Source organism: Enterobacter sp. ZOR0014 (assembly GCF_000798855.1).
GTDB classification, from domain to species: domain Bacteria; phylum Pseudomonadota; class Gammaproteobacteria; order Enterobacterales; family Enterobacteriaceae; genus Enterobacter; species Enterobacter kobei.
Window position 1 is genome coordinate 1 of the sequence record NZ_JTLF01000244.1, and the last position, 24,797, is coordinate 24,797.

At 55.6% G+C, this 24,797-nt stretch carries 22 protein-coding genes; all 22 read right to left on the reverse strand.

Annotated elements, in window-relative coordinates; all coding sequences use genetic code 11:
- Nucleotides 1-3,160, reverse strand: a 3,160-nt coding sequence (locus L977_RS12725; RefSeq protein WP_047625881.1) for a DUF6531 domain-containing protein, incomplete at its 3' end; no start/stop codon positions are given.
- Between the two features lie 3 nt (nt 3,161-3,163).
- The gene (locus L977_RS12730) at nt 3,164-3,604 is read right to left on the reverse strand and encodes a DcrB-related protein (RefSeq protein ID WP_014884212.1); all 441 of its coding nucleotides are present in this window, start codon (nt 3,602-3,604) and stop codon (nt 3,164-3,166) included.
- 76 nt (nt 3,605-3,680) lie between these two features.
- Nucleotides 3,681-4,757 carry a hypothetical protein gene (locus L977_RS12735; RefSeq protein ID WP_047625883.1) on the reverse strand — a complete coding sequence of 359 codons (1,077 nt, stop codon included), beginning with the start codon at nt 4,755-4,757 and terminating at the stop codon, nt 3,681-3,683.
- 3 nt (nt 4,758-4,760) lie between these two features.
- Nucleotides 4,761-5,315, reverse strand: coding sequence for a hypothetical protein (locus L977_RS12740; RefSeq protein WP_227025634.1), 555 nt, complete (start codon nt 5,313-5,315; stop codon nt 4,761-4,763).
- Nucleotides 5,316-5,391: 76 nt separating this feature from the next.
- On the reverse strand, nt 5,392-5,886 hold the full coding sequence (locus tag L977_RS12745) for a hypothetical protein (RefSeq protein WP_226862208.1): 495 nt from the start codon (nt 5,884-5,886) through the stop codon (nt 5,392-5,394).
- Nucleotides 5,879-7,801: a type VI secretion system Vgr family protein gene (locus L977_RS12750; protein WP_023337403.1), complete on the reverse strand. Its 1,923-nt coding sequence runs from the start codon at nt 7,799-7,801 to the stop codon at nt 5,879-5,881. Before L977_RS12750 ends, L977_RS12745 begins: the two co-directional genes overlap by 8 nt.
- Nucleotides 7,802-7,872: 71 nt before the next feature.
- A complete protein-coding gene (locus L977_RS12755; protein WP_014884217.1) occupies nt 7,873-8,325 on the reverse strand; it encodes a hypothetical protein in 453 nt (150 codons plus the stop codon).
- Nucleotides 8,309-9,112, reverse strand: a complete 804-nt coding sequence (locus tag L977_RS12760; protein ID WP_014884218.1) for a hypothetical protein — start codon at nt 9,110-9,112, stop codon at nt 8,309-8,311. The genes L977_RS12755 and L977_RS12760 overlap by 17 nt, the downstream gene beginning before the upstream one ends.
- A gap of 20 nt (nt 9,113-9,132) precedes the next feature.
- A complete protein-coding gene (locus L977_RS12765) occupies nt 9,133-10,551 on the reverse strand; it encodes a serine/threonine protein kinase (protein WP_047625885.1) in 1,419 nt (472 codons plus the stop codon).
- A gap of 24 nt (nt 10,552-10,575) precedes the next feature.
- Entirely contained in the window at nt 10,576-13,191 is a 2,616-nt protein-coding gene (gene tssH / locus L977_RS12770) for a type VI secretion system ATPase TssH (RefSeq protein WP_047625886.1), read from the reverse strand.
- A gap of 38 nt (nt 13,192-13,229) precedes the next feature.
- Nucleotides 13,230-14,273, reverse strand: coding sequence for a type VI secretion system baseplate subunit TssG (tssG, locus tag L977_RS12775; RefSeq protein ID WP_023330605.1), 1,044 nt, complete (start codon nt 14,271-14,273; stop codon nt 13,230-13,232).
- Nucleotides 14,270-16,141 carry a type VI secretion system baseplate subunit TssF gene (gene tssF, locus L977_RS12780; RefSeq protein WP_014884222.1) on the reverse strand — a complete coding sequence of 624 codons (1,872 nt, stop codon included), beginning with the start codon at nt 16,139-16,141 and terminating at the stop codon, nt 14,270-14,272. Before tssF ends, tssG begins: the two co-directional genes overlap by 4 nt.
- 2 nt (nt 16,142-16,143) lie before the next feature.
- On the reverse strand, nt 16,144-16,707 hold the full coding sequence (gene tssE, locus L977_RS12785) for a type VI secretion system baseplate subunit TssE (RefSeq protein WP_014884223.1): 564 nt from the start codon (nt 16,705-16,707) through the stop codon (nt 16,144-16,146).
- Nucleotides 16,700-17,512 carry a type VI secretion system accessory protein TagJ gene (locus L977_RS12790; RefSeq protein WP_023330606.1) on the reverse strand — a complete coding sequence of 271 codons (813 nt, stop codon included), beginning with the start codon at nt 17,510-17,512 and terminating at the stop codon, nt 16,700-16,702. The genes tssE and L977_RS12790 overlap by 8 nt, the downstream gene beginning before the upstream one ends.
- Nucleotides 17,513-17,521: 9 nt before the next feature.
- Nucleotides 17,522-18,514, reverse strand: a complete 993-nt coding sequence (locus tag L977_RS12795; protein WP_014884225.1) for a hypothetical protein — start codon at nt 18,512-18,514, stop codon at nt 17,522-17,524.
- Between the two features lie 16 nt (nt 18,515-18,530).
- Nucleotides 18,531-19,328, reverse strand: a complete 798-nt coding sequence (locus L977_RS12800; RefSeq protein ID WP_014884226.1) for a PP2C family protein-serine/threonine phosphatase — start codon at nt 19,326-19,328, stop codon at nt 18,531-18,533.
- Nucleotides 19,325-21,079: a type VI secretion system-associated FHA domain protein TagH gene (gene tagH, locus L977_RS12805; RefSeq protein WP_047625888.1), complete on the reverse strand. Its 1,755-nt coding sequence runs from the start codon at nt 21,077-21,079 to the stop codon at nt 19,325-19,327. Before tagH ends, L977_RS12800 begins: the two co-directional genes overlap by 4 nt.
- A gap of 87 nt (nt 21,080-21,166) precedes the next feature.
- Complete coding sequence (locus L977_RS12810; protein ID WP_047625889.1) at nt 21,167-21,583, reverse strand: hypothetical protein; 417 nt, start codon at nt 21,581-21,583, stop codon at nt 21,167-21,169.
- Nucleotides 21,577-22,566, reverse strand: coding sequence for a hypothetical protein (locus L977_RS12815; protein WP_047625891.1), 990 nt, complete (start codon nt 22,564-22,566; stop codon nt 21,577-21,579). The genes L977_RS12810 and L977_RS12815 overlap by 7 nt, the downstream gene beginning before the upstream one ends.
- 582 nt (nt 22,567-23,148) lie before the next feature.
- Entirely contained in the window at nt 23,149-23,631 is a 483-nt protein-coding gene (locus L977_RS12820; protein WP_014884229.1) for an Hcp family type VI secretion system effector, read from the reverse strand.
- A gap of 179 nt (nt 23,632-23,810) precedes the next feature.
- The gene (locus L977_RS12825; protein WP_047625893.1) at nt 23,811-24,236 is read right to left on the reverse strand and encodes a T6SS amidase immunity protein Tai4 family protein; all 426 of its coding nucleotides are present in this window, start codon (nt 24,234-24,236) and stop codon (nt 23,811-23,813) included.
- Nucleotides 24,233-24,739: a type VI secretion system amidase effector protein Tae4 gene (locus L977_RS12830; protein WP_014884231.1), complete on the reverse strand. Its 507-nt coding sequence runs from the start codon at nt 24,737-24,739 to the stop codon at nt 24,233-24,235. Before L977_RS12830 ends, L977_RS12825 begins: the two co-directional genes overlap by 4 nt.
- Between the last annotated feature and the right edge of the window lie 58 nt (nt 24,740-24,797).

Consider the following 24,797-nt stretch of genomic DNA (forward strand, 5'->3'; position numbering starts at 1 on the left):
AGCGGTACCAGCTGAACGGATTATCGTCCCGCTCTTCCCGCACCAGGTTATTGCGGTAGTCGTAATCCCAGCGGCGAGACCAGCGGCGCGGCGACGGGCGTTGGGCATTGCCAGTGAAGACATCCCGGCGATGCAGTCGACCGAGACGGTCGTACTCGCTGCGGGTGGTCAGCAGCCCCTGAGTGCGGCTGGTCTCCCGGTGGAGTTCGTCGCGGGTAAAATCAGAGACCGACAGCTTATCGAGGGCAATGCCGAGCAGATGCCCGCTGCCGTAGTAGAACTGTTTCAGCTCGCGGCCATCGGGCAGCGTGACGGAGGTGCGGTTGCCCAGCGCGTCATACTCCCACGCCAGCTCGCCGTGTTCGCCCGCCTCGCGCGTCACGCGACCGAGCGCGTCATAGTCAAAGGCAAGCTCCTGCTCGGCCTCGGTGGTCCATGCGTCGGCTGAAAGCGCAGGATGCAGCCCGATCCGGCTTAATAGCCCGGATGGTGTGTAATGATAGCGGGTCTGGCCTTCCGGCGTGGTGCGGGCGACCAGTTGGCCGCTTGCGCTCCAGGCGAAGGCGTGGGTGATGGCCTCCGGGTGACCGGCGGCAAAGGTGCGCGCTATCGTGCGCCCGCAGGCGTCGTAGCAATACTGCGAGGCCACGCCATCAAGCCCTGTCTCTTCCAGAAGCAGCGAGTCCGCGCCCCAGCGGAACCGGTACGCTTCGCCGTTTTCGTTTTCCAGGGCAACCAGACGCCCGCGGCTGTCCCAGCGGCGGCGCACCTCTTCCCCCTGAGTATTGCGGGTGGCGGTTAAGCGCCCTGCGTCATCGTATCTGAACTCGCTTTCTTTCCCGTCAGCGCCCGCATGCTTCACCGGCAGGCCGCGCTCGTTCCATGCAAGTGACTCCGTCCAGCCTTCCGGACGATCGAGCTGTACCGGACGTCCTGCCGCGTCGTAGCGATAGCGCGTCTCTTCGCCGTCGGCGCCAGTCTCGGCCACCAGCCAGCCGAGCGGATGATAACGGTAGCGGGTAATGCGCCCGGAACAGTCCGTCGCACGTACCATCTGCCCGGCGTCGTTATACTCCTGGTAGCGGCTGTTTCCGGCGGCATCGACCTCCTCAACCACCTGACCAAACTCATCCCGGTGCAGCAGCGTGGTCTGCCCCATCGGGTCGACCACGCGCTTCAGGCCGTGATGTTCGTCGTACCAGAAACGGGTCGCGCTGCCGTCGGCTTCGATAATGGCCGCCGGAAGCGCGCGGTGCTCCAGCCAGGTGGTGGTACGGGTATTGCCATCGGCGTCGATCTCCTGCACCCGGTTGCCCATTTCGTCGTAGACAAAGGTAACGGCATTGCCGAGGGGATCGACGCGACGGGTCAGAAGTTCGTTGTCATCCCACTCGTAGCGCCAGTTTTCACCGCGCTCGTCAACGTAACGGACAATCAGATTTTGCGCGTTCCAGTAGTGCTTACGCGTCTGGCCGTCGTAGTGCTCGACGGTCGTCAGCCCGGCGGCTAAATCATAGCTAAAGCGGCACCCGTCGCCGGTGCTGGTGCGGTTTTCCACCACGCGCCAGTGGTCGAATTTTTGCCAGCGGTATTCACTTTCCAACCCACCAGGCAGGCGGTGCCAGACCATCAGGCCGCGGTCGTTATAGCGGTATTCACGCGTTACCACGCCGGAGGCATCTGTCGCGCTCGCCAGTTGGCCGCCCGCATCGTAGCGCCACTGCATCAGCGGCCAGGAACGGTTGCCGTCGAAATGACTCGCCGACGTCACGCGCTGCGGGAAACGTTCATCTTCATAGCGCAAAGTAACATCTATTGCCCGTGGCTCGTCGTGAAGACCAACCAGCCTGCCGTGCTCATCCCACGTAGTCAGCAGCGCGTTGCCGTATTCGTCGCTGAGAGATGCCAGACGCAGAACAGCAGAGTTTGCCCGGGTTGGTTTGTACAGACGCCACACCGCACCGTCGTCATCAGCTATCGCCACGTCGCCATTTTCATTACGGCGGATAATGATGCCTTCGCTGATGCTGTAAAACGCGCGGTCGACAGGCGGCAGCTCGAAGCTCAGCTCACGCCCGGTTTCGTCGAACCAGGTGGCGTTGTTTTCTTCCAGCGCCAGATAGCTGTCAAAGGGGGTTGCCCAGCCCAGCCCGAACAGCCCTTCGCGGGTAGTCAGGCTGTTATAGCTGCGCTGCCAGCGAAGCGGGAAGCGCCCCGGCAGCGAGAAATCGAGCTCATCGTCGTCATTCAGTACCTTTACGCCGGTGGCGGCGTGAACCGGATGCGAGGAGCCAAACACGGCATTCACGGCCATATCGGCCAGCATCCCGCCGCCGGCCGCCGCCAGCGCGCAGGGCATGTTTTTCAGAATCTTACCCGGACGTCCGCGTAGCAGGGAGAGCGCAATCATCCCCAGCGCCAGTCCCGGCGTTTTACCGCTTTTGATATCGCGAACCGTAAGCGTGTCGCCGCCAATGATCACGTTCGGGGAGACATCGTCGGAAATGGTGCCTTCGCAGGTGGTGCGATCTTTCGCGCGCACCGCAGGCTGTCCGTTGATAAAGACGCTTTTGGAGCCTTCCGCCAGATACTGCGGCCCGGAGTGTTTTTCGCACGCCACCTTGTCTTCTTCCAGCGGCGAGGTCCCCGCCGCGGCAGAGGCCACGCTCGGCTGCCACATTTCGCTGCCAAATTGTCCGGCGGCGGAAAGCAGCATCCCTGCGTAATCGGCAAAACTGCCCGGAGACTGCGGTTCAGGGGAAGGGGTATCCGCAGGCGTCAGCGTTCCGGCCGCGCGCGCGGCGGGGATCGCATTCGTCAGAACGTTATTCGAACCGGTGGTAATTTTGCCCGCAGGCGACGGAGGGAAAAGCGCATTGCCCAACCCTTCCGCGGCATTGCTGATATCGTCAGTGATCCCTGCCACGTTCGCCAGCACGCCGCCGATAATCCCGCTTAACAGACAGCTGGATCCAATTGCCGCCACGCCTGCTGCCGCGGCCCCCGCCCCCAGCAGTGGCGCCGCTACGGTTGCAGCAGCGCCAACCGCCGCACCGATCACCGCATAGGCGGCACCTTCCGCCACAATGCTGGTGATGTCAGCAAAAATGCTGGAGTGAATAATCTCGTCGCCCTTACGGGCCGCGTTGTTATCGCTCATGCCTTACACATTCCGGTTGTCGTTTAGCGTCAGACTTTGCTTAAGCGCGCTCCAGCGCCCCTCGTCCTCTTCGGTGAACGCTCTGAGTGCCGAGAGGGTAAAAATCATCAATACCGGTTTGCCCGGCGTCTGTACGGCCAGCTGTTTTTGCCACAGGCGTTGCCCGTTACTGTCGAAGGTGGTCTCAACTTCCAGCCCATTAATTTTTCCGTCAGGGCCGGCTTTTACATTCCGGAATTCGCTCTGAGCAATTTCGCCCATCTGAGGACGCAGCACATCCCACTGGCGGTGAAACTCTTGTTCGTAGTCACTGCCGTCCGGAATGACGCCGCGGCTGACCACCACGGATAATCCGCTTTCGTCATCGCGAATAATATTCATACTGTTATCCTGCCAGGCAGCAGGATAAAGGGAAAACGAACCTTCCTGGAGGGTGTATTTCATAAGTGAACTCGGGATGGTTAATATTGTGAGAAACAAGAAGGCCAATCCATGCTGGCCCTTTGGGCTGGCTGTTTTATTATTTACGCCATTGACCTGACTGTTCGACAAAAACCTGGTTGCCTTTGCTGACAACCAGTTTCGCGGGTGCATACGTCACGGTATAAACGATTTCGCCATTCTTGTACGTTGAGCCGATTATTTTACCTGCGGAGTCGCGCAACGTTTTTCCCCTTAAGGAGATCGTGCTGTTATCGCTTTTGCGCACGCCGAGATAAACCATCTGGGCACATTCGCTCTCGAAATGGCCGCACTTGTTTATCAAAGAAATAGCGAATTTTTCGGTTTCCAGTTTTCTGGATTCAGCGTGATGATCCGAATCGGCTTTATGTAATGTATAACGCAGCGGAGCATAATCATTGCCATGTTGAGGAGGCGTTACTAAACGCCATTCCATTTCATTCCCCTTTACTTCCAGAGCAGCCCGCCCACCTACACCGCCAAACGATGAATTGATCTCAACAGTGGCACGATTGCCAGCAATCGTACCGCTAAGATTACGCTCATCATCCTCGGGGCAATCAATGCGGTTTCCTTTCCGGGAGATATAGCAATAAGAGCCGGTGATACGGTTGCCTGACCGAGCTAACTGCAGGGTTAACGTCGAGTCGCTCCCGAACTCGCCTGCCCATACCCCGTCAAAGGCGAGTCCTGATTGGCTGTTCGATGCAAACTGCAGCGTATTGAATCTGGCAGCCCATTGCTGAATATCGGCATGAATAACCGGTCTATTATCTGAAGACTGGTAATGAATAACGTCCGACTCCGGAACCACCCAGGCCGCAAAGATTTTGCCGTCAGGATTGATGACCAGCGCTGACGCATTCTCCAGGTAGAGATCCTTTAGCCAGCCTTCAACAAACAATCCGCCACCTGTGGTGGTATGCGGTTCACCAAAGACATCAAAGTTATCAATAAAGGTCTGGTAATGCTTTCCTAGCGTCTTCCTGAGACTGTCTGTCACTTCGCTGTCGTTAACGATGCTGCTCACCGTATCAAGCTTATTGTATTGCGATAATTCAAGCGCCGATGACGTTTCAACGACGCCTGTCAATAAAGCGGTGAACAATGCGACTGCCAAATATTTTTTGGTCATAAATCACTCTGAAGTACCATTTTCGTAATTCATGGTTATTTTCACAACCTGACTGTCTATAACCTTAAAAGAGAGCAATTTCTTACCCAATTCATAGGAAATCCACTTCTCCCCGGAATCATTTTCGAACTGACCATCGCCGTACGCATTGTTCAGCTCTCTGATTGTTGAACCCACATGAACGCCACGCGGCGTTAAAATATCTGAGGCAGTCAGCGTAATCTGGGACACGATATAATCGTCAACGCTTCTTTCTGCTTTATCCCACCAGAGATTGGAACTGAATATTTCTAACCCAGCCTTTTGATGCTGGTAGAATTTATAGTTTGTTCCGTCAAAAGGAACTTCACCGACAAAATGGCCTTCCAACGGCACGTCAATTTTACGGGCAATATCAGGAGTCCATCTGTCGCCCAATGCGACAGGCTGGTCTTTAATCTGCACAGAAAAATCCCGTTTTGTCAGAACGGAAGGCATCACCTGAGCCAAAACCACATTGCTGCTCAGACAGGTAAACATCAGGGCAGAAAAAAGAAATACCGGAGTGTTTTTTTTCACGTTAATTGTCATTCAATGAATATTTATTGCGCTTCTCACCACTGGAAACCCCGTCAGGACATGGGAACTGTGTTTCTTATTCGGCGCTTATGACGACAGAATCCAGACAGTCAGGTTTTTTCACGGTGAAACTGAAGCTCACCTTTTGTCCATTAGTGTCTTTTGGCGCGGTATAACTGGTCACTTCATTCTCAGAGCGGCCTTGCGGATAGTCAGTGAGCACCAGTTGCGGAAAGTGCATTTTAACGGTATCAAGCGTTATGCATTGACCTGACGGTGAAAAATTCAGTAAAGGCGCCATGTCGCCGTTATCTTTGCTTAAACGTAAACCAATTTCGGTAATGCTCGCTCCATCATCCAGTTTGAAATCGTCAGCATTGTAGAAATTGATATATTCATTTTGTCTGGTGATCTTAAATGACAACGGCGCATTGCTTAGGCTTGTAACGGATAATGATCTGAGTGATGCGCTCATCCCGGAAATGAACTTCCAAAGATCCTGTTTCTGAGCGCCTCCTTCAGCCATTCCCGTCGTTAATAATGCGATAAGCACCGCACCGGCCTTACTCATCTTTTGGCGTAAATTTCGCCTGCACCGCCGCATCAATATCCCCTTTATGCCCCGATCCCGGTGCCGTGGTGCCCGGCTTGGTTCCCGAGGTATTCAGGTGCAGCTTACCGCCCGTGGTGATATAACCATCCCCTTCCACGAAGAAGTTAAACTCTTTACCGATCAGGTTAATCTTGCCGTTAGCATTCAGCTCAATGGCGCTTTCCCCTGAGACCAGCCGCAGCTTCGTCCCGGAAGCAATGACGTACTGCTCCACCGCCGCATCCAGCTTGCCTTTGCCGGTCAGGATCTCAGTCCCGCCTTTCACAGCCTGGGTCTGATTCGCTTCCACGCGATGCAGTTCATTTTTCTTAACGTAATGGCTGCGCTCGCCGCCGACGCTGTGCGTTTCATCGTTTTTAACGCTGGTGTCCATGTTGCGCTCGGCCTGGATCCACACCTGCTCTGCACCTGCTTTATCCTCAAAGCGCAGGGCGTTGGCATTGTCCACTGAGCCGTCTTTCGTGCGGCTCATAAAGCCCATCTGCGTCGCCGCCGCCGGCAGCGCCCACGGCGGCATGCTCGCGTCGTTGTACACGCGCCCGGTAATAATCGGCCGGTCCGGGTCACCATTGATAAAGTCCACCACCACCTCGTCGCCGACGCGCGGGATTTGCACCCCGCCGTAGCCCTGGCCCGCCCACGCGCTCGACACGCGCACCCAGCAGGAGCTGGTGTCATCCCCCTTCGCCAGACGGTCCCAGTGGAACTTCACCTTCACGCGACCGTATTTGTCGGTCCAGATACTCTCGCCGTTCGGGCCCACCACCTTCGCCGTCTGCGGGCCGTAGGTGCGCGGCCACGCCGTGCTCTGCGCCGGGCGATAAGAGACCGACGCCGGGATGACCGTGAAATCGGTCCTGTGAACAGTTTCACCTTCGCCGCTGGCGTAGCGGTTCTCTTCGAAGTGGTAGCCCGCCGCCGTCACCAGATACTCGCCGTTATCGCTGAAGAACGGCGCGTTGGTCAAGGTGAAGGTGTGGCCCGGTGCAATCCCCGCCGCCGTGGCGGTGGCCTGAATCTGCTGGTGCTCAACCTGCCAGCGCTCCTGGCGAATGCGGGCGTAAAACTCCGCATGCCCGGTCTCCACAAAGCGTCCCGGCCAGTCGTAGACGTCAATGCTGCCCGGCTTCGGCGACGCCGGGTTCTGCTGGGCCTGGAACAGCCACGCGTTCGGCTTGCGGAAGTCATAGTCGTCGAGGCTGTAAATCCCCGGCGTCACGCTGTCCTCAAGCGCCCACTGGCTGATGCCCTCTTCGTCCGTACTGCCGCCGGACGGCGTCTGGTGGTAAGGAATGACCTCATAGCCGCTGAACGGCTGATGCTGCGTGGCGGCGTCGGTCAGCACAAGCGTGTGCTTGTCGGCCTCGTGGCTGAAGTGATAGGCAATCCCTTCCAGCTCCATCAGGCGGCTGATGAAGTCCAGGCTCGACTCCTGATACTGCACGCAGTAGTCCCACACCCGGTAGCTGCCGGTAAGTTTATCCTCCACGTTGACCTGATGTTCAGCCAGCAGGGTTTTCACAATCTGCGGCACCGTCTGGCCCTGGAAAATACGCAGGTTACGGTCGCGCTTCATCGGCCACAGGTCCGGCTCCACCGTCAGCTGGTACACCGCATAGCGGGTGCCCGTCAGCTCAACGGCGCTCACCGCCACGCGGGTAATTTTTCCGTTAACATAGCGGGACGTCAGCAGGTTCTGCGTCGGAATGGTCACCGTGACCGGCTGGCCCAGCAGTTTGCTGCGGTCAATGCGCGCGTCCGTGCCGAGCACGGTCAGCGTCAGCGCGAACGACTCGGACATCGCCTCGCGGCCCGTCAGTTTCCAGAACAGAAGCCCCTCCACCGGGAGCTGAACGGTAATTCGGTTGAGCATAATTTTTATTCCATCTAGCTTATGCGATTTAGAAAAGAGGTTCGCATCTACGCATCAGCGTCATTTATATATCAAAGTGAATGATTTCTTTTTCTTTTGCCCATTAAGTAAACAAGAGAATATATTTTTAGCAGTTCCGAGATAACGAACAATCCTAAATTTACCCAGACACTTGTAATACCAAACACACTTACCAAAAGTGGGAAAAAAGAAACCGAACATCTGAACGAAATTAGACGGAAAACTTCCTGAGCAAGGGCAAATTTAATCGCAACGTCTTTTCTCTTAAAAAACAACCAGGCCGAAATAAAAAGTGAAAGTAACAAGAGCAAATCAAATATAAAAAAGAGTGTTACGATAAAGTTGTAACCGCCTCCTGAAACTACATCTGAGGTTCCTGTGAACGCGATTAAATCTGAAATCAAGGGGATCCTGTCCTGACGAAGTGAGTTTACAGAATAAAGCAAAAGAGCCAGTACATCCATGCTTCCCCAGAAATACCATAATTTACTTTTTAAATTCATAATCCTCTTCTCTGACTCCAGGTATCCATTGCCATGATTTACCACTTACTGCCCAGGCATCATCACTCTCAAGGTATTTCTGATAAATGGATCGTTGTTCTCCGTATCGTCTGATGACCGATTTCTTAGATATAAACACGCGCGATTCTCCATCCAGATCTCCGGGTAGCGCTGTCCAGCGCTGAATTTTATCGCGCGACGTATTCATGTAATCTTTACCGTCCGATCCAAATACTCGTCCCTCATCCCCCATGCTCGTCAGTCGATTAATCGCCATAATCACAACATTTTTTGTGCCATGATAATCATCTTCAACAGTTTTCCAGTAACCCGGCCCGTAATTATTGGTAGAGGGAACGAATGAATCACGCGTTGGGGCTGGTTTTCCAAATAGAGCGACATTATTTCGGTAACGTTCGAGGACGTAATTCACAAAAGCTGAGTTGTAGATCGTCTCATCAACACAAAACAACTCCCCTGACTCAGAGATGAAAAAGGGATATAGGGCTTTTGTCCGTTGACGGTGATCTATTAAGACCACCTCCCCTGAATCAATTAACCGCTGTATTTTATTAAGATTTTGCGCATAGAGGGGATCAAAAACGGCATTAGGATTAAATTCGAAGCGATGTCGTAACGTTAAACCATCAATGCTGTGAAATGGATTTGAAACGCCTCGCACCACAACAAACTCACGCCCTACGTCGCTCCGTGCATAGACAGGAGAGACAATCTTTTCGAATTCCTTTGGACGAAGCCTTTGGCTTCGAAGATCGTACACTTCCATAGTATCTCCTGTTTAAATTCCTACGGATTCACCAGCCAGGTGCCCGGCTTGGCAATATCCAGCGTCTGGCTGCGCGTTCTCCCGTTGCCCTGCAGTTCAATCTTCGCCTCACCCGCGGGCAGCTTGACCGACGCATAGCCGTTATTACCCGGACGCAGCGCTTTTGGCACGCCGTTCACTTTCAGCGTTTCGCCGTCCTGGATACGGATATAGACCAGCGCAACAGGGCTCTCGACAGGCGGTGGCGTTTGTTGTGCGGTCGTCTGCTCGCTCACCTTCTCCGTTTCTGGCTTAACATCTGGCGCATTCGCGGCGGTTTCCGTCGGACGCGTCTCTGCGGGTGCCTGCGCAGCCTGCTCTGGCGCATCCTTGCCACCGCTGAACAGCATCGCTCCGGCGACCACACCCACCAGCACGCCTGCGGCAACCATGCCGGGGATTTTGTAACGACGCCAGTCGAGTGCTGAAGCCGGCTTTTCCTCTTCCACCGGTACCAGCATGGTGCCCGGTTTTTTCGCCGTCAGCACATCGTTTATGCCCGCAACCGGCATCTCAATCAGCGCGGCGAATTCGTCGATAGACTGAGGACGGTCTTCCATGTGCAGCGCCAGCGCGCGGTCGATGGCCTGCAGCAGCGGGATGGAATAGCCCTGCGGCATAATTTCCACCAGCGGCTTGCAGGTATCCTGAATAGAACGCACCACGCTCACCGGCGGCGGAGAACCCACGATCAGGGTACGCAGCACGGCGCCAAGGGCGTAAATATCCGTCCACGGTCCCTGCTCGCTTTCGTTGTCGTCGGTGTACTGCTCGATCGGTGCAAAACCCGGTCGCAGCATGGTTTCCGTTTCGTCAGAAAGGTTACCGATGGTGCGGCGCGCGGAGCCGAAATCAAGCAGTACAGGTAGGCCGTTATCCTGGATCTGGATGTTATCCAGCGAGATATCACGGTGCAGATAGCCTTCGTCGTGGATGGTCTTGATGGCGCCAAACAGCATCGGCAGCGTGCGGCGGATCCAGGCCTCGTTGATCAGCTCCGGTTTTTCTTCGCGCAGGCGCGAAAGCGTGGTGCCGCTGTAAAACAGCGTACCCATGTATGCCGTGTCATTTTGCACCCAGAAACGCAGGACATGCAGCAGGTTCGGGTGGTTAAAGCGCGCCAGCAGACGGGCTTCCTGAATGAAGCTGTTCAGGCCTGCGGAAAACGCTTTGCCAAAGCGCTCGCTGCGCAGCACCAGGGTCATGTCGTCGCCGCGCACGGCGAGCGAGGAAGGCATAAATTCTTTGATAGCGATAGTGCGTTCGAGCTGGTGATCCCACGCGCGATAAACGATGCCAAAACCGCCGCCGCCGATCACCTCTTTGATTTCAAACTCGTTGAAGCGGTACCCGACCGGGAGCGCGTTTGGGACAGTCCGATTGTTATCATTATCCGTCATCTTTTACAGTTCTCTTGATGATTATTACGCGGCAAACTGACAGTGAAACTCGCCCTGCTCGCAGGTGACATGCAGACGTCGGTACTGCTCGTCGCTGCGGCTGGCGGTAAGTAAGATCTGGCTCATCTGAGGCAGCAGGGTGTTGGTCAAAATAGCATCTACCATGCGGCCACCAGACTCCACCTCGGTACAGCGCTGAACAATCTGTTCCACCACGCTGTCGTCAAACTCAGAAATGATATTGTGATTCTCTTCCAGACGACGCTGAATGCGCTTGAGCTGCAGGCGAACAATCTGCCCCAGCATCGCGTCGCTGAGCGGGTAATACGGCACCACCAGCAGGCGGCCCAGCAGCGCAGGCGGAAACACCTCCAGCAGCGGCTGGCGCAGCGCGCCGCTTAAGGCGTCCGGTTCCGGCATCAGTTCCGGATCGGCACACATAGCGCTGATCAGGTCAGTGCCAACGTTGGACGTCAGAATAATAATGGTGTTGCGGAAATCGATGTGGCGCCCCTCGCCGTCCTCCATCCAGCCTTTATCAAAGACCTGGAAGAAGATCTCGTGGACGTCCGGGTGTGCTTTTTCAATTTCATCCAGCAGCACGACGCTATACGGACGGCGGCGCACGGCCTCGGTTAACACACCGCCTTCACCATACCCGACGTAGCCCGGCGGCGCACCTTTTAAGGTGGAAACGGTGTGCGCTTCCTGGAACTCACTCATGTTGATGGTGATAACGTTCTGCTCGCCGCCGTACAGCGATTCCGCCAGCGCCAGCGCGGTTTCCGTTTTACCGACGCCGGACGGGCCGCAAAGCATAAAGACGCCCACCGGTTTGTTGGGATCGTCGAGTTTTGCCCGCGAGGTTTTCACGCGACGGGCAATGAGATCCAGACCGTGACGCTGGCCGATGACGCGCTGGTTCAGCGTGTCGGCAAGATTCAGCACCGCGTCGATCTCGTTTTTCACCATCCGCCCCAGCGGGATCCCGGTCCAGTCGGAAACCACTGCGGCAACCACGTTTTCATCTACCGCCGCAAACAGCAGCGGCTCATCGCCCTGCAACGTTTTCAGCGCCTGCTGCTGTTCCGCCAGCTGGCTGTGCAGCCCGGCGGACTCCTCCTCGCCCGAGGCAAACAGCGCGGCGCGCAGGCGGATAATTTCCTGCACCAGACTGCGCTCCTCTTCCCAGCGCTGGGTCAGGGCTTCACGTTTGCTTTCATACGCATCACGTTCTGTGATTAACGCCGTTACGCGCTCATAAACGCCTGCACCAACGCGCGCTTCGCGTTCGGCTATCTCAATCTCCACGTCCAGCGCGGCAAGATGGCGCAGGCAATCTTCCAGTTGCGCCGGTGGCGCGCTCTGGCTGACCGCCACGCGGGCACAGGCGGTGTCGAGCAGCGCAACGGCTTTATCCGGCAGCTGACGCGCCGGGATATAGCGATGCGACAGCTTCACCGCCGCGCTGACCGCTTCGTCGAGCAACAGCACCTGGTGGTGGGTCTCCAGCGGCGATACGGTACTGCGCAGCATCAGAATGGCTTTCGTTTCGTCCGGCTCGTGAACCTGCACCGTCTGGAAACGACGGGTCAGCGCCGGATCTTTCTCGATGTACTTTTTGTATTCCGCCCAGGTGGTGGCGCCGATGGTACGCAGCTGTCCGCGCGCCAGAGCGGGCTTCAGCAGGTTCGCCGCATCGCCGGTCCCCTGCTGGCCGCCTGCGCCAATCAGGGTGTGGATCTCATCGATAAACAGAATAATCGGCGTGGCACTGGACTGAACCTCGTTGATCAACGCCTGCAGACGGGCTTCAAACTCGCCCTTCATGCCTGCGCCAGCCTGCAGCATGCCGATATCCAGCAGCCACAGCTGAATATTTTGCAGCGGCTCCGGCACGTCGCCATCGGCGATACGCAGCGCCAGCCCTTCCACCACCGCCGTTTTCCCGACCCCGGCCTCACCGGTCAGCAGCGGGTTGTTCTGGCGGCGACGCATCAGGATATCGACCATCTGGCGGATCTCTTCATCACGCCCGACTACCGGGTCAATCTTCCCTTCGCGGGCGCGGGCGGTGAGATCCTGGCCGTACTGAGCCAGCGTACCCTGCGCTGCCGGTACCGCACCCGCTGGCGCCTCGATGGTGGCCGCAGCCTGCTGCGTCTCTTTGCTGTTGGCGCAAACCGTATCGAACTGCTCGATCAGCACCTCGACGTTAAGACGGGTGAACTGCGCCGAAATGCTTTTCAGCACGTTTGCCAGGTTCCAGGTTTTGAGCAGGCCGATCAGCAAATGGCCGCCACGTATGCGGCTGACGCCAAACTTCAGCGAGCCATAGACCCAGGCGCGCTCTACGGCGCTGTCGATATGTTCGGAGAGATCGGAAACGGAACTCGCGCCGCGCGGCAGCGCATCCAGCGCGGCCACGATATCGCGCGTCAGTTGCTGTTCGTCGAGGGCAAAGTGGCGGATGATCTGCTGCAAATCGCCATCCTGCTGTTGCATCAGTTGATGCAGCCAGTGCACCAGCTCAACATAGGGGTTACCGCGCAGCTTGCAGAAGGCAGTCGCGCTTTCCAGCGAGGTAAATAACAGCGTATCCAGTTTGCCGAAGAGCACGGCACGGCTAATTTCTGACATGTTAGTTTCCATTAACAATGATTCGGTATACGGAAGGATTACCGCTCTGCGCGATAGACCAGATCGCCACGCGGGACAGGCTGCGGCTGAAGGCCCAGCCAGGTGTTGTAGCCTAATTGCCCATTGCTGCCGAGCGAAGTACCCTGCACCGCGTCTTCATGCAGGATCACCCGCGTTTCCCATTCAAACTCCACCCCAATGTACTGGCGCACCCAGTCGCGCAGTTCGGTGACCCACGCTTCGCCAGGTAAAAACCGGTTGTACTCTTCAGCGCTCAGCGGGCCGATTTCAATACGAAACTTATGCTGTACGTCGCGGACGGCGACGCCAAGAAAGGCGGATTCCCCCATGCGCGGCATACGGCGACCTTCCCCCAGCTGTGCCTGCTCACGCGTGGAGAGCGGCATCCACTGCGGCACGTTGCTTACCAGCCTGACCGGGGCGTTAAAATAGTTGCGCAGGATCTTCTCCAGCCCCTCCGGATCCCGACTGTGGCGGGTCAGATGCCCGGCGTGGGTAAAGCGGGCATGGGCGCTCAGGCTGCCTTTATTCATCTGGCCCGGCTGTCCCATGCCAATCAGCGAGGCCAGGTAGCCCTCAAAGCGTTTGTTGTCAGCGCGATCAAGGGAGACGGCAGGCTGCGCATCCGCCCAGGCGCGGTAAAACAGCAGCGTCAGACGATGATGAAACAGATCGACAAACGCGCTCAGGCTGGTGTCCTGATGATGATGAATACGCTCGCGGGCATATTCGGTCATGTGAACCGGCAGCGGGCCGTTCGGACCAAACAGCCCGAAGCTGAGGATAGACACCTCATGTAGCCCGCTCTCTTCCCGCAGGCTAACCTCGGCCAGCGTCGACGGCGCAAAGCTCATCGACGGCTGCTGGCCGATGCGCAGCGGCTCAAATTTCGGCAGCGGCGCGCGTCCCAGCGGGTAGCGCTCGCCGCCCTGGGCATCAATACGCCTTAACAGCTGAAACAGATCGTAGCGCCAGGGCGTTTGACGGACCCCGTGCCAGAACGTCTCCGGCAGCTTCGTCAGGCGATGCACGCGCAGCGGTGCAGTGGCAGCGTCACTCATACCAGCGCCCTTTTACCCATTCTCGGTGCCCAGTAGCCGATCTCGCCGCGCTGCTGACTCTTCAGGGTGAACTCAGTAAAGCTGTTGATGGATACCAGCCGGGCAAACAGGCGTTCCAGCACGCTGCCGAAAAGCCACGGGCTGGCACCGGAAAACGCCCGCTCGTCTACGGTCAGGGTAATGCCGATTCCGCGGGCGAAAACGACCGGACCGGGTTCAGGCACGCGGCGGTGAACCGGCTCCAGCACGCAGTGGCGAACCCCCTCCACCTGACGCGCCACGGCCGTTTCGGCCAGGTTGGCATACAGCCCTAACAGCTGACGAAGCGCGGCAGCCCCCTCTTCATTCTCGCTGTCCATCAGGCTGAGGTAGTTCATCTGCAGCTGGCTGATAAGCCGCCAGGTGCTGAACCCTTCTGCCAGCGCCGGACGCGGTGGCGTCGGGCCTTTACGCAGGGTCAACGATTTCACCGGCATGGAGTCGGCCATGATGAACTGCCCAAGCTCCTGCTGTAGCATCAGCGGCAGGTCGCGGCTGGTGCAGAGCACCTCGGCAGAGATGTAGCGCAGGTTTTCCTGCCACGGGGCGTGCTGTTCATCCACCAGCGAAACAAACACCTCTGAACCGATATAGCCGGTACGGGTGCCGTAGCGCTGGGCATGCTCAGAGAGCACGCGCTGTTCCCGGCGCAGGGAAAAATAGGCCCCGTAGTTGCCCGCGTCACCGCTCCAGGTGCTCCAGAAAGGACGAAACGTCTGGTCGTCACGCTGACCGTCCGCGCTGCCGAAGATTTTATTCACCGCGTAAATTTCATAATCCAGCGGGCGGATGTTATCGACCACCAGATGGTATTCGTGCTGGCCTTCATTCAGCTTTTGACGCGCCGCCACCTTCGGGAACAGGTTGATGACTGGCGTGCAGTGCAGCGCCAGATGGCTGGCATCCACCACGCGCTCCAGCTGTTCATCTGATTTATCCAGCAGGATGAAGATATCGAAGGCTTTTTCGCCTTCACAGCGCTGGAGCAGCGTGCTCAGGCCGCTCAGGCTGATGAAGCGGAAACGGGCTGGGAACGCGAAATACTCCTGCAGCAGACGATAACCGTCAAAGTTGCGCAGATCGTCCGGGAGCAGTGCCTGATCCGCGGCAAAGCCCTCCTGACACAGGGCATCCGACGCCAGCAGCTGTCGCTGAGGTTGCGGGCTGACCGTCTGGCAGACGATCCCTGCGTGATGTTCCATCACCAGCTCCAGCAGCTTCAGCGCTTCAATGTCCGGGCCGCTGAGGAAAAACGTCAGCTGGTCGAAATTCAGATGGCCGAGGTTTTGCGGGCCGTCGCAGGCAATGCGGATCCGCAACGCGCTGTTGATTCCCCGCTGGCTTAACCCCAGCTGTGCCAGCGGCAGGTCAGCAGGCACGCCGCCCAGCTCCACGTTGTCAATTTTCAGCGGCAGCAGATTAACCTCGTGCGCCGTAGTATAGCTGCAGGTTACGCCGGTCTTTTTCAGCGCCAGGCTGTCCATCATGGTGCCGCGCGGCACAATAAAGCCATTGCTCAGGTCGCCCCGGCTGCTGTCGGGCTCGATTTGCGCAATCGCCATTGATGGGGTTGGCGCGAGGTAATTCGGGGCGATCATCTCCAGCAGACGCTGGGAGAAACGCGGAAACTCGGCATCCATTTTCATCTGCACGCGGGAGGTCAGAAAAGCGAAACCTTCCATCAGGCGTTCCGTGTACGGGTCCGCCACTTCAATGCCGCGCATGCCCAGTCGTCCGGCGACTTTTGGGTAGCGCTCGGCAAACTCGGCCCCCATTTCACGCAGGTAGGCCAGCTCACGGTTGTAGTATTCGAGCAGTTTACTTTCCATGATTACCCCGCATCTTTCAGTTCAAAATGGCCGTTTTCCAGATCGACATCGGTGCGAAACAGAAACTCCAGCGGGTACGGCACACACCATAAACGCCCTTTTATCTCAATGGAGAGCACGTTGTGCAGATCCAGCGAGGAGGTATCCGACACGCAGCGCACCTGCAATCCCTGCGGCAAAATGCGCGGTTCAAAATTGATGATGGCCTCGGTGAGCTTGCGCTGAATATCGTGCCATTCGATATCTGACATTCGCTTACCTGCGAGCGGCGCGACGCCGAAGTTGATCACCGAGCGGCTCACCTGCGGCAAGGCGCTCAGATCGCCGGAGGCATCATGGTTGATGGTATTAAACAGCCACTGCAGATCCCGCAGGACATTGCGACGCAGCGCAGCGTGGGTGATCAGATTACTGTTGGCTGGCTCGCGCTTTTTTTCCGGGTCGTTATCCGTAAGGCGATCCAGCAGCGAGGGCTGCATTTTGTCGCGCGCCCCCACCTTATCCTGCTTGCTGCGGGCCTGCCAGCCGCTGCGCAGCAGATCGCCTTCGCCAGCGGGATTACTCATCGGCTCCGTCCGTCGCAAACGTCACGAGGCTTAACGACAGCAGCGGGCTTTCGCTTTGCTCGCTCAGCCAGGCTTTTTGACCCAGCCCTTCATACAGCGTGCCGCTCTCATCAAGCGGATGCCACTCGGTAGTGCGCCCCAGTTTGACCGCATCCGGGGCATCAGCCGCAAAAGGATAGCGCGCCGGGATCTGGCACACCTGCTCGGTACCGTCGGTAAGACGGACCAGCGCATGACGCCATACCAGATCGGTCACGCTGGCGGGCGCCTGGAAACGGATCTCCGCAATAGCGTTAAACGGCAGCCAGAAATAGCGTCCGTTAACAAGGGTTTCGCACACCGGACCAAGACGGGCATCACCGTCCATCAGCCAGTCAAACGCCTGCGTCTCCTCGTTTTCAAGGATGATGTGTCCCGCCGTTGCCTGCGCCTGTTCAAGGGCTTCCAGGCGCAACGCCTGGGCGCGCTCGCCCTCTTCGTTAAGCGCGGCGGCAAGCGTGGTCAGCCACGGCCACTGAGTTTCAGGCATGGCCGGACGCGCCTGGCCCGCCATCACCTGCGCACGCTGCAGCTCACCCTGAATGGCCTGCTCCAGCAGTGTGACGGTCGGCTTCGCCTGAGGCTTCAGCGCCAGCCAGCTTTTCAGCTGGGTCAGCGCCCGGGTCCAGTTGCCGCTGAGGGTTAAAAACTGCACGAACGCGGCGCGAAGGTCGGCATCTGCCGGACGGGCTTTGATCCCGGCTTCCAGACGCGCCAGCGCGTCGTTGAGCGTTTCACCCGCCAGCTGTTGATAGAGCGTATTCATAACCATTCCTTAATTCGCCGCGCGCCATGCGCCCACGGCCGGATCGCGCAGCTGAGGGCGCAGGGTGTCAATCAAAACGATATTCAGTGAGGTGCCGGGTGCGACCCAGGCGCTCCAGGTTTTCTTCACCGCCGCAATACGCGCCTGCAGCTTTGCATCATCGCTGGCGGTTTCACGGGAAATCTCTACTGCCACCGTGCCGTTACTTTTCCAGCCGTTGAGCGCGTTATCGTAAGGCAGGATCATCCAGCTCTGGTCGCTGTTTGGGGTGCTGAACACCATGCGCTCTTTGTTGACAGAGGTGATCAGCGCGTTTTCCGGGTCAGCGTTTTGATTCAGCCCCATGACCGGGAAGCCATGAATGTACGTCACAGCCATCTCTTTTTGCCCGCCGTTGCGGGACTGGGAGATCACGGTGTGACCGCTGAGCCAGCTGCCATTGCCGCAGCGGGTGGTATCAGAATCCGGAATAAAGAGCGCCGGTGCGGATGCGCCGCCTTCCCAGAAGGTGCGCAGGTGACAGCCGTCCTGGAGGGTAAACTCCTGCCACGGCGTGCGGTCAGCGGCAACCGTATGGGTTGCAACGTTTTGATCCGGCGGCATTAACGCCCCGCTGGCAGTGGTCGTCGTCACGGCTGGCGTCGCCTGCTGCTGTTTCACCACCAGCGCCCACTCCTGCGCTTTGGCGGCGGTTCCTTGCGCCAGCGTCGTTCCCGCCGGATCGTTGAGCGTCCAGCTGAGCGTGTTCACTTTGCTGCACTGGTGTTCCAGCAGTGAGCCAAGACGTGGCACGAAGTTTTCCAGCACAGAGACATCCTTCTTGCCGTTCGCCACGATGCGCAGTGCCACCTCCGGCTTACACCAGCTTTGCGGGGTGTTGTCTTTGATGTTGTCGATCCAGATATCCAGCTTCTGCGCAGGAGACTGCACGATGCGGAAATTCTCAGCCTGCGCGGTGGAGGTCACCGCCAGAAGTGCCAAACCCGATAGCCAAAGTTTCATATCGTTCCTTGTGTGTCTAATCAGTTCCGCAGGGAAGAAATTGTGCTGCATCAGAGAGGGTATGCAGCAAAGTGGTGTCCTGAGGGTTGCCCATCCATACCGCCAGGGCGGTGTAGTTATCCTGCGCATTCCCCTCCTGCTCGCCATTCTTTTGAATGATTTGGTTCATTAAGGTCAGCCATTCCTGAGGCGTATTAACCATATGCAGCGATTGCTTCATTTGCTCTTCGCTGACGCCGTGCCAGAACCCGTCGGTGCAGAGCAGGAATGCATCGCCGTCTTCGACCTGCACGACATCGCTGTAGCTCGCTTCCGGCCCACCGTTTTCAATCCCCAGCGCCAGATAGAGCAGATTACTGTTCAGGTTGTCGGTCTGGTGTCCCGCATCTTTCATCTGCTGCACCAGGCTGTGGTCGGTGGTGACATGCCACAGCCATCCCCGGCGAAACAGATACAGACGGCTGTCTCCGGCATGCGCCCAGTAGGCCAGGCCATAATCACGGTCAATAAACAGGCTGACCAGCGTCGTGCCCATCCGGCGATAATCCTGAACGGCCTGCTGTTCGCTGAGAATGGTGCGATTCGCGGTCTGCACATAATCACGGATATGCTGCGCGTTAAGGTGTTTGTCGCCATCGAAGCGGGAAATAATACTGTTGCGGGCCAGTTCAGCGGCCACCTCACCGCCCGGCAGGCCAGCGATGCCGTCACAGACGACAAAGCAGGCTGAACGTTCCCCTATGGTTTCTCCCGTCTGATCCTGGTTGCTGGCGCGCGTCCCCTGGCGGGAGAGAGAAGCCGTTGCGATATTCATTTGTCTTCCGATCCGCTCTGTGAGTCTTTGTACTGATTCACCTCCATGTCATACGCATGAAGGAAGGCTTCGCCGAACAGGGTGTGGAAGTCATCCTCAATCTCGCCCGCCGTCTCGCCATAGCTGCGAACAAAATAGTCCCACAGGGCGGCTTTACGGCTGCCCGGCAGCGCCAGACGCGAGGTCATGCCGTTTTGCTTCGCCTGCTCTTCCAGCTGTTCCGGATTAAAGGATTGCAGCATCGCGGCAATAATGGCGCGGATGCCGGAGATCATGCCCAGCTGGTGCGCCTGCAGATCGATCAACGCATCGCGCACGGATTTCGTTGGCGGCATAAAGCCCGGCATCGGGGTGCCAAACATCTGGATCAGAACCGTTTTCCCGGTCGGCAACAGCTTGAACGGGTTGTTGGCATCGTCCAGCACCATGGTCATATCGGCTTTTACGCCGCGTTTAAGAATAGAGCGTGAGGAGAGCAGCGCCACGGTGCCCTGAGAGAACATACCGAGGATCTGCCCCAGCTGACGCATATTTTCCCGGTCAAACTGCGGGACAGGCTGCATTTCGCTCAGCCCCATCCCTTCCAGCAGTGCCTGCAGCAGTTCCCCCTGCAATACATCGCCCTTCTCTCCAGTGTTCGCGGTAGCAGATGGGGAGGCAGCGTTATTAACCGGATCGATACGCAGTCGGCCCTTAGGGGTCTGAGCGCTGCTGCGCGCAACGGCCTGCGGCGTAGGCATCGTGAAACCTGCATAATCTGGTCTCACCGGCTCCTCTTCTGCACGCGGCGTTTCCTGCGGCTCAGGGGCAAAAAGCGGGGAACCGGCAAGGACGTCTTCCTCCTGCTCAGGCTCAGGCGCTGGCTTTTCGTCAGTGATGTCATCCGGATGGGTTAACGGCGCCCCGCCCATCAGCCCGAGCGGGTCATCATTGCGTGCAGCCGGCGCGCTGGCCTTGCCACCAAATAGCGCCAGCGGATCGAGTTCATCTACCGCCTCTTCTTTAGGGGCGGGTTGAGTCTCAACAGGTGGCACCAGCGTGGAAGGCGTCACATCGTCGAAAATGCTCTCTTTTTTGAACAGCGTTTCTTCGCCGAACAGCGTGTCCGGGTCGACATTCTTACGCTCAAGCGTGGGATCGCTGTCGTTGAACATCGCCAGCGGATCTTCAGCATTACGCTCCGGCGCCGCAGGCTGAGAGAACGGATCCTGCGAAGCCGCTGACTGCGGTTTTGCACGGTTGCTGGAGATGCTGTCGGAGATGGAAAACTCCTGCATCAGGCTATCCCAGATTTCCGACGGCACGGCAGTCGGTTCCGCTTTACCGCGTGGCGCAGGGTTCGCAGGCTTCGGTTTCGATGCTGGCGCTGGCGCGGCTGTCGGATGCACCTGCTGCTGCATGCTGGCGGCCATGCGGCTCACCGGCTGCGTGTCGTGGATAAGTTCGGCCACTTCGATACGGTAGTCATCAATACCGAGAATGTCGCCATCCTGCAGTTCAACCTGACGCCCCCGCTCCAGCGGAATATCATTTAATACCACGCGGGTGACGCTGCCACGGTTAGTGACGCGACATTCACCATTGGCGTCAACGTGAACAATGGCCTGCAGGCGCGAGATGGTGCGGTCATTGTCCGGCAACACCAGATTGTTATCCGTACCGCGCCCAATGGTGCCGCCCGGGGCATAAAAATCACAGCTGCTCTGCGGCGGCTGATGACCGGGTTTCGTAGAAATAATCGTGAATCGCATGGCGTATTCCTGCTGGTATGATTAGCGCTCAAACGCTGCCGCTCTCGGGGGTGAGAACGGCGGCGTTTGAGAAATTGAATATCAAAACTATTTAATGAAGGTGATAAAATATAATCCAACAATGAGCCATAGAGTGAATATTAATGCCTGTAGCTTATAACGACGATGTAACTTTAGTATCCAGCCAATTCTTTCTTCAGGTAACGACTGCACAAATTTATAAGCTTCTTCCTGAACAAGCCTTTCACGCGTAAATTTCATTTTAATGCCTTTATAAAGGCGAACGAACCAGATTATTTTTTGATAATTAGCCAGCGAACCAAAAAAAGAAGCATAGTCGGTTACAAGATCCAGATCATATCCTTTGCGCCGATAGTCTGAAAGTAACTGATTATAATCAGCCTCGTGTTTTTTGAAATAACGAGAACTGAGCAAATCCATAATTATAACAATCAACAATAAAACCACGATAAGAAATAATAGTAAATTCTCTATATTCACCATATTTTATCCATCATATACTCAGTCGCTCCGCCCGCTATCTCACCACCAACGTATCCACCTGCAGCTGCCCCGACAATGGAGCAGGCGAGCAGTCCTACGCCCCCCGTCGCAACACCAAGCGCAACGCATACACCAGCACCTGCCATGGCTCCGTATTTACCACCGTAAATACCCCCTGCCAGGCTTGCACCAAAGCTGCTGTATTTTTTCACAGCAACTTTAGAGCAACTCTGCTCTCGTCCCGCGGTGCAGGCATTGTAAACTTCATTAGTGGTATTTGCACCTGCAAAACCTATTGCAAGCCACCCTCCCGCTTTAAGAAAACGAGCGGCCTTAGAGGCATTATCGATATATGTTGAATAACCACGAATAGAAGCGACTCCGGCTGTACTCCATTCATGTACAATGGATCTGCTTGACAAGCCTAATGCATGCTTCAATTCGTTATAGGGTTTCATCTTTAAGGTCAGTCGAGACAATTTGTTTAATAAACCATCCAACTCAGAAAAGAGGCGCTGACGCTCAACAAAAAACTGTTGGCTTATCAATGTCCCTTGTGCTCTGTACTGATTCTGGTAAGCCAACTCAATGGATTTAAGTTTTTTTTCTATTTCACTAAAATATTTTTCGCCTGCATCAGCTACGACACCAAGGGACTTATCCATAAAATTAGTGACTGCAGCTATAGTACTATAATGTTGATTAAAGAAATTCGCTTCTCCAGAGTTAAGATCGGCCAGAGCACCATTGACTTTCTTTTTAGCAAGCTGTAATTGCTTAAGTTGCACAGAATTATTACTTCCCGGCACATCAAGAATCAACATCTGCCCAGGCTTTGACCACTGCGCATCACTATTAACCTGCATAAAATAACGTGCGGCATCACTATTTGGATTATTGAATAAAAGCCTTGCCTGGAAATCCAGGGTTCCGGGTTGCTGAACAATACAATATCCCGGATTAACTGATGATTGACTAGCCATATTCATTCCCATTGATTTTCACAAATAAGCACTCGCATTCAAAAAAAAATGGAGTTGAACCAGCATCCAAACGTTGATGTTCTCTTAAAAAACGACAACGTTTAAAAACTCTCCTACTCTGTTTTGGCTAGCGATAACTCACCTCTGGCATTTATACTGAGAATAAAGCGAGCCGCATAGCGAAGTTCCGTATTATGAGTTCTCGCCTTCAATACCACATCATATTCCCCTGACTGCCAGTCCACTTTATCCCAGCGAAGACACTCTTCAGAGTTTAAAATGTGGGTGGAAGGAAATGTTCCTGGAGAGAAAGCAATTTCCCATTTGTTACCTACACGTCGAGATATAGAAGGTTCGTAAACTAATACAGGCTCACTTAGCCTCATGTCATTCGAAATCTCAAAACAGGGTACATTTTTTTCCACCTTAACAGTTAAACTTTGAAACTGAGCAGGATGGGATATGCAGGCGCTACATGATAATACAATGGGTATAACCGTTAACGCTCTTTCCATCGCAAAAACACGCCGAATAGTGAACCAATCATAATGGCCGGGGAAAACTCCCCGGCCACATGCGCAATTACGCTTCTTTGTTCTCTTTGATGTTCCAGCCAGCGCTGCTTTCAGCACCTTTACCACCGGCAGTGGTCTGCTCCCAGTACTGCTGTTTCACTTTCGCAGCCTGGAACGCGTAGGTCACACCAACGGTATCGCCGTTGTCTGCACCGGTGTACTGAACAGAAGTCACGAGCACATCTTCCAGCGTGATGCGGGTATATTCCACCTGCTGACCACCGGCTTTACAGACGGACAGTTCAACTTTGGTCAGGTGTTTACCGCTGGCGCAGTGTTTCAGGATTGCAGTGGTGGATTTGTCGATCAGAGCATTAACGTGCAGATCGTTAAAGTTTACTTTACCGGCACCGCCGCCACCGCCAACGCTCATATTACCTGGCTGGGAAGCGCCCCAGGAGAAGGAGGTAATATCAGTCCAGCCGGTGTGGTTAGAATCTTTAGATTCGCCCGTAACACCCTCGACCTTCAGAAACATATCAATAGCCATAATATCTACTCTTCGTGGATGAACAATATTGCTTTCGAAAAAGCACTTATATGGCAAACAGGAAAGCATGGGGCTGAATAAAACCGTCCATATTTTACCTCTGCCTCATATCAAATGACCCGTGTCATTTGACAGTCTTACATTCCCCCTGAATAAATGGAAAGAATGTGAAGTCTTTACTACTGCGGGTTATCCTGAAGCCAGGTGCGGTCAGGATTGCCGATAATTAATTGAGGTGCAAGTTTATTAAGTTCGTCGCTATGATAAAGACGTAGACAGTTTAACGTTACGCCTTTGACATCGGGTTTTATCTCAGAATGAAAGGCATTAGTTGCGCCTTTATATTTATTAATAAGGGCATTAATTTTGGCATTGCCATTTTCAATATCGAAAGGTATCCATTCCAGTAATGCATTACTGCTTCGGGCAGCATCCAGAGAAAACTGGCTTTTATCATCTGAAACTTGTGCCAGGCAGCGAGAAAAAACAACGTCTTTAATAACTTGCTTATAAGGCATTTTTTTGACAAAGAACACCGGATCGTCAGTTGCATAAACAGAGGCGGAACTGGTGAGCAACAGTAGACTGGCAATTATTTTTTTCATGGCAACTCCCAAAAATTGGCTTTGGTCGTCGTGTAATTCGTCTCCGGTGCATTGAAATAACAGTGATCTGAACAGGTTAAACCATTCCAGAATGTGGCATGACCTGCGGCGTCACTCCAGCCCTGTACCTCAAACAGAATTACGCCCTTTTTGTTGGCTAATTGCTGAACGGGTAAGGAAGGATAACTCACGACCATGTCAGGTTTTCCCCACTGACGCGTCAACCAGGCAATGACATCCTTTACGCGGTAGAAGTACCATTTATTATCAGCACCGGATACCGTGAGATTTGCAATACGCGGAACGGGATGTCCGGTATAGTTAAGAACATAACTCATGCGTACGGCACAACTATTTGACCACCCGCCCTGATCTTGCGGTATTTCGAAGTTGTGCTTAACCTTGCCGCCGATAACTTGCTTAACTTTGCCGATAGAATCATTTGCATCGTAAATACGTGTTGCCGCCGCCCAGGCAGCAACAAACGAAGGTCTCGCGGTCATATTTCCTCTCAAATTTCCATGCTATAAAGCAAACGCCGGGCATGGCCTCCCGGCGGCA

Coding starts and splice junctions, on each gene's coding strand:
- L977_RS12750 (WP_023337403.1), bottom strand. CDS start 7,801: ATGCTCAACCGAATTACCGTTCAGCTCCCGGTGGAGGGGCTTCTGTTC.
- L977_RS12745 (WP_226862208.1), bottom strand. CDS start 5,886: ATGAGTAAGGCCGGTGCGGTGCTTATCGCATTATTAACGACGGGAATG.
- L977_RS12765 (WP_047625885.1), bottom strand. CDS start 10,551: ATGACGGATAATGATAACAATCGGACTGTCCCAAACGCGCTCCCGGTC.
- L977_RS12730 (WP_014884212.1), bottom strand. CDS start 3,604: ATGAAATACACCCTCCAGGAAGGTTCGTTTTCCCTTTATCCTGCTGCC.
- L977_RS12735 (WP_047625883.1), bottom strand. CDS start 4,757: ATGACCAAAAAATATTTGGCAGTCGCATTGTTCACCGCTTTATTGACA.
- tagH (WP_047625888.1), bottom strand. CDS start 21,079: ATGCGATTCACGATTATTTCTACGAAACCCGGTCATCAGCCGCCGCAG.
- L977_RS12790 (WP_023330606.1), bottom strand. CDS start 17,512: ATGAATACGCTCTATCAACAGCTGGCGGGTGAAACGCTCAACGACGCG.
- L977_RS12800 (WP_014884226.1), bottom strand. CDS start 19,328: ATGAATATCGCAACGGCTTCTCTCTCCCGCCAGGGGACGCGCGCCAGC.
- L977_RS12830 (WP_014884231.1), bottom strand. CDS start 24,739: ATGACCGCGAGACCTTCGTTTGTTGCTGCCTGGGCGGCGGCAACACGT.
- L977_RS12795 (WP_014884225.1), bottom strand. CDS start 18,514: ATGAAACTTTGGCTATCGGGTTTGGCACTTCTGGCGGTGACCTCCACC.
- L977_RS12810 (WP_047625889.1), bottom strand. CDS start 21,583: ATGGTGAATATAGAGAATTTACTATTATTTCTTATCGTGGTTTTATTG.
- tssG (WP_023330605.1), bottom strand. CDS start 14,273: ATGAGTGACGCTGCCACTGCACCGCTGCGCGTGCATCGCCTGACGAAG.
- L977_RS12825 (WP_047625893.1), bottom strand. CDS start 24,236: ATGAAAAAAATAATTGCCAGTCTACTGTTGCTCACCAGTTCCGCCTCT.
- L977_RS12815 (WP_047625891.1), bottom strand. CDS start 22,566: ATGGCTAGTCAATCATCAGTTAATCCGGGATATTGTATTGTTCAGCAA.
- tssF (WP_014884222.1), bottom strand. CDS start 16,141: ATGGAAAGTAAACTGCTCGAATACTACAACCGTGAGCTGGCCTACCTG.
- L977_RS12755 (WP_014884217.1), bottom strand. CDS start 8,325: ATGAATTTAAAAAGTAAATTATGGTATTTCTGGGGAAGCATGGATGTA.
- tssE (WP_014884223.1), bottom strand. CDS start 16,707: ATGAGTAATCCCGCTGGCGAAGGCGATCTGCTGCGCAGCGGCTGGCAG.
- L977_RS12760 (WP_014884218.1), bottom strand. CDS start 9,112: ATGGAAGTGTACGATCTTCGAAGCCAAAGGCTTCGTCCAAAGGAATTC.
- tssH (WP_047625886.1), bottom strand. CDS start 13,191: ATGTCAGAAATTAGCCGTGCCGTGCTCTTCGGCAAACTGGATACGCTG.
- L977_RS12820 (WP_014884229.1), bottom strand. CDS start 23,631: ATGGCTATTGATATGTTTCTGAAGGTCGAGGGTGTTACGGGCGAATCT.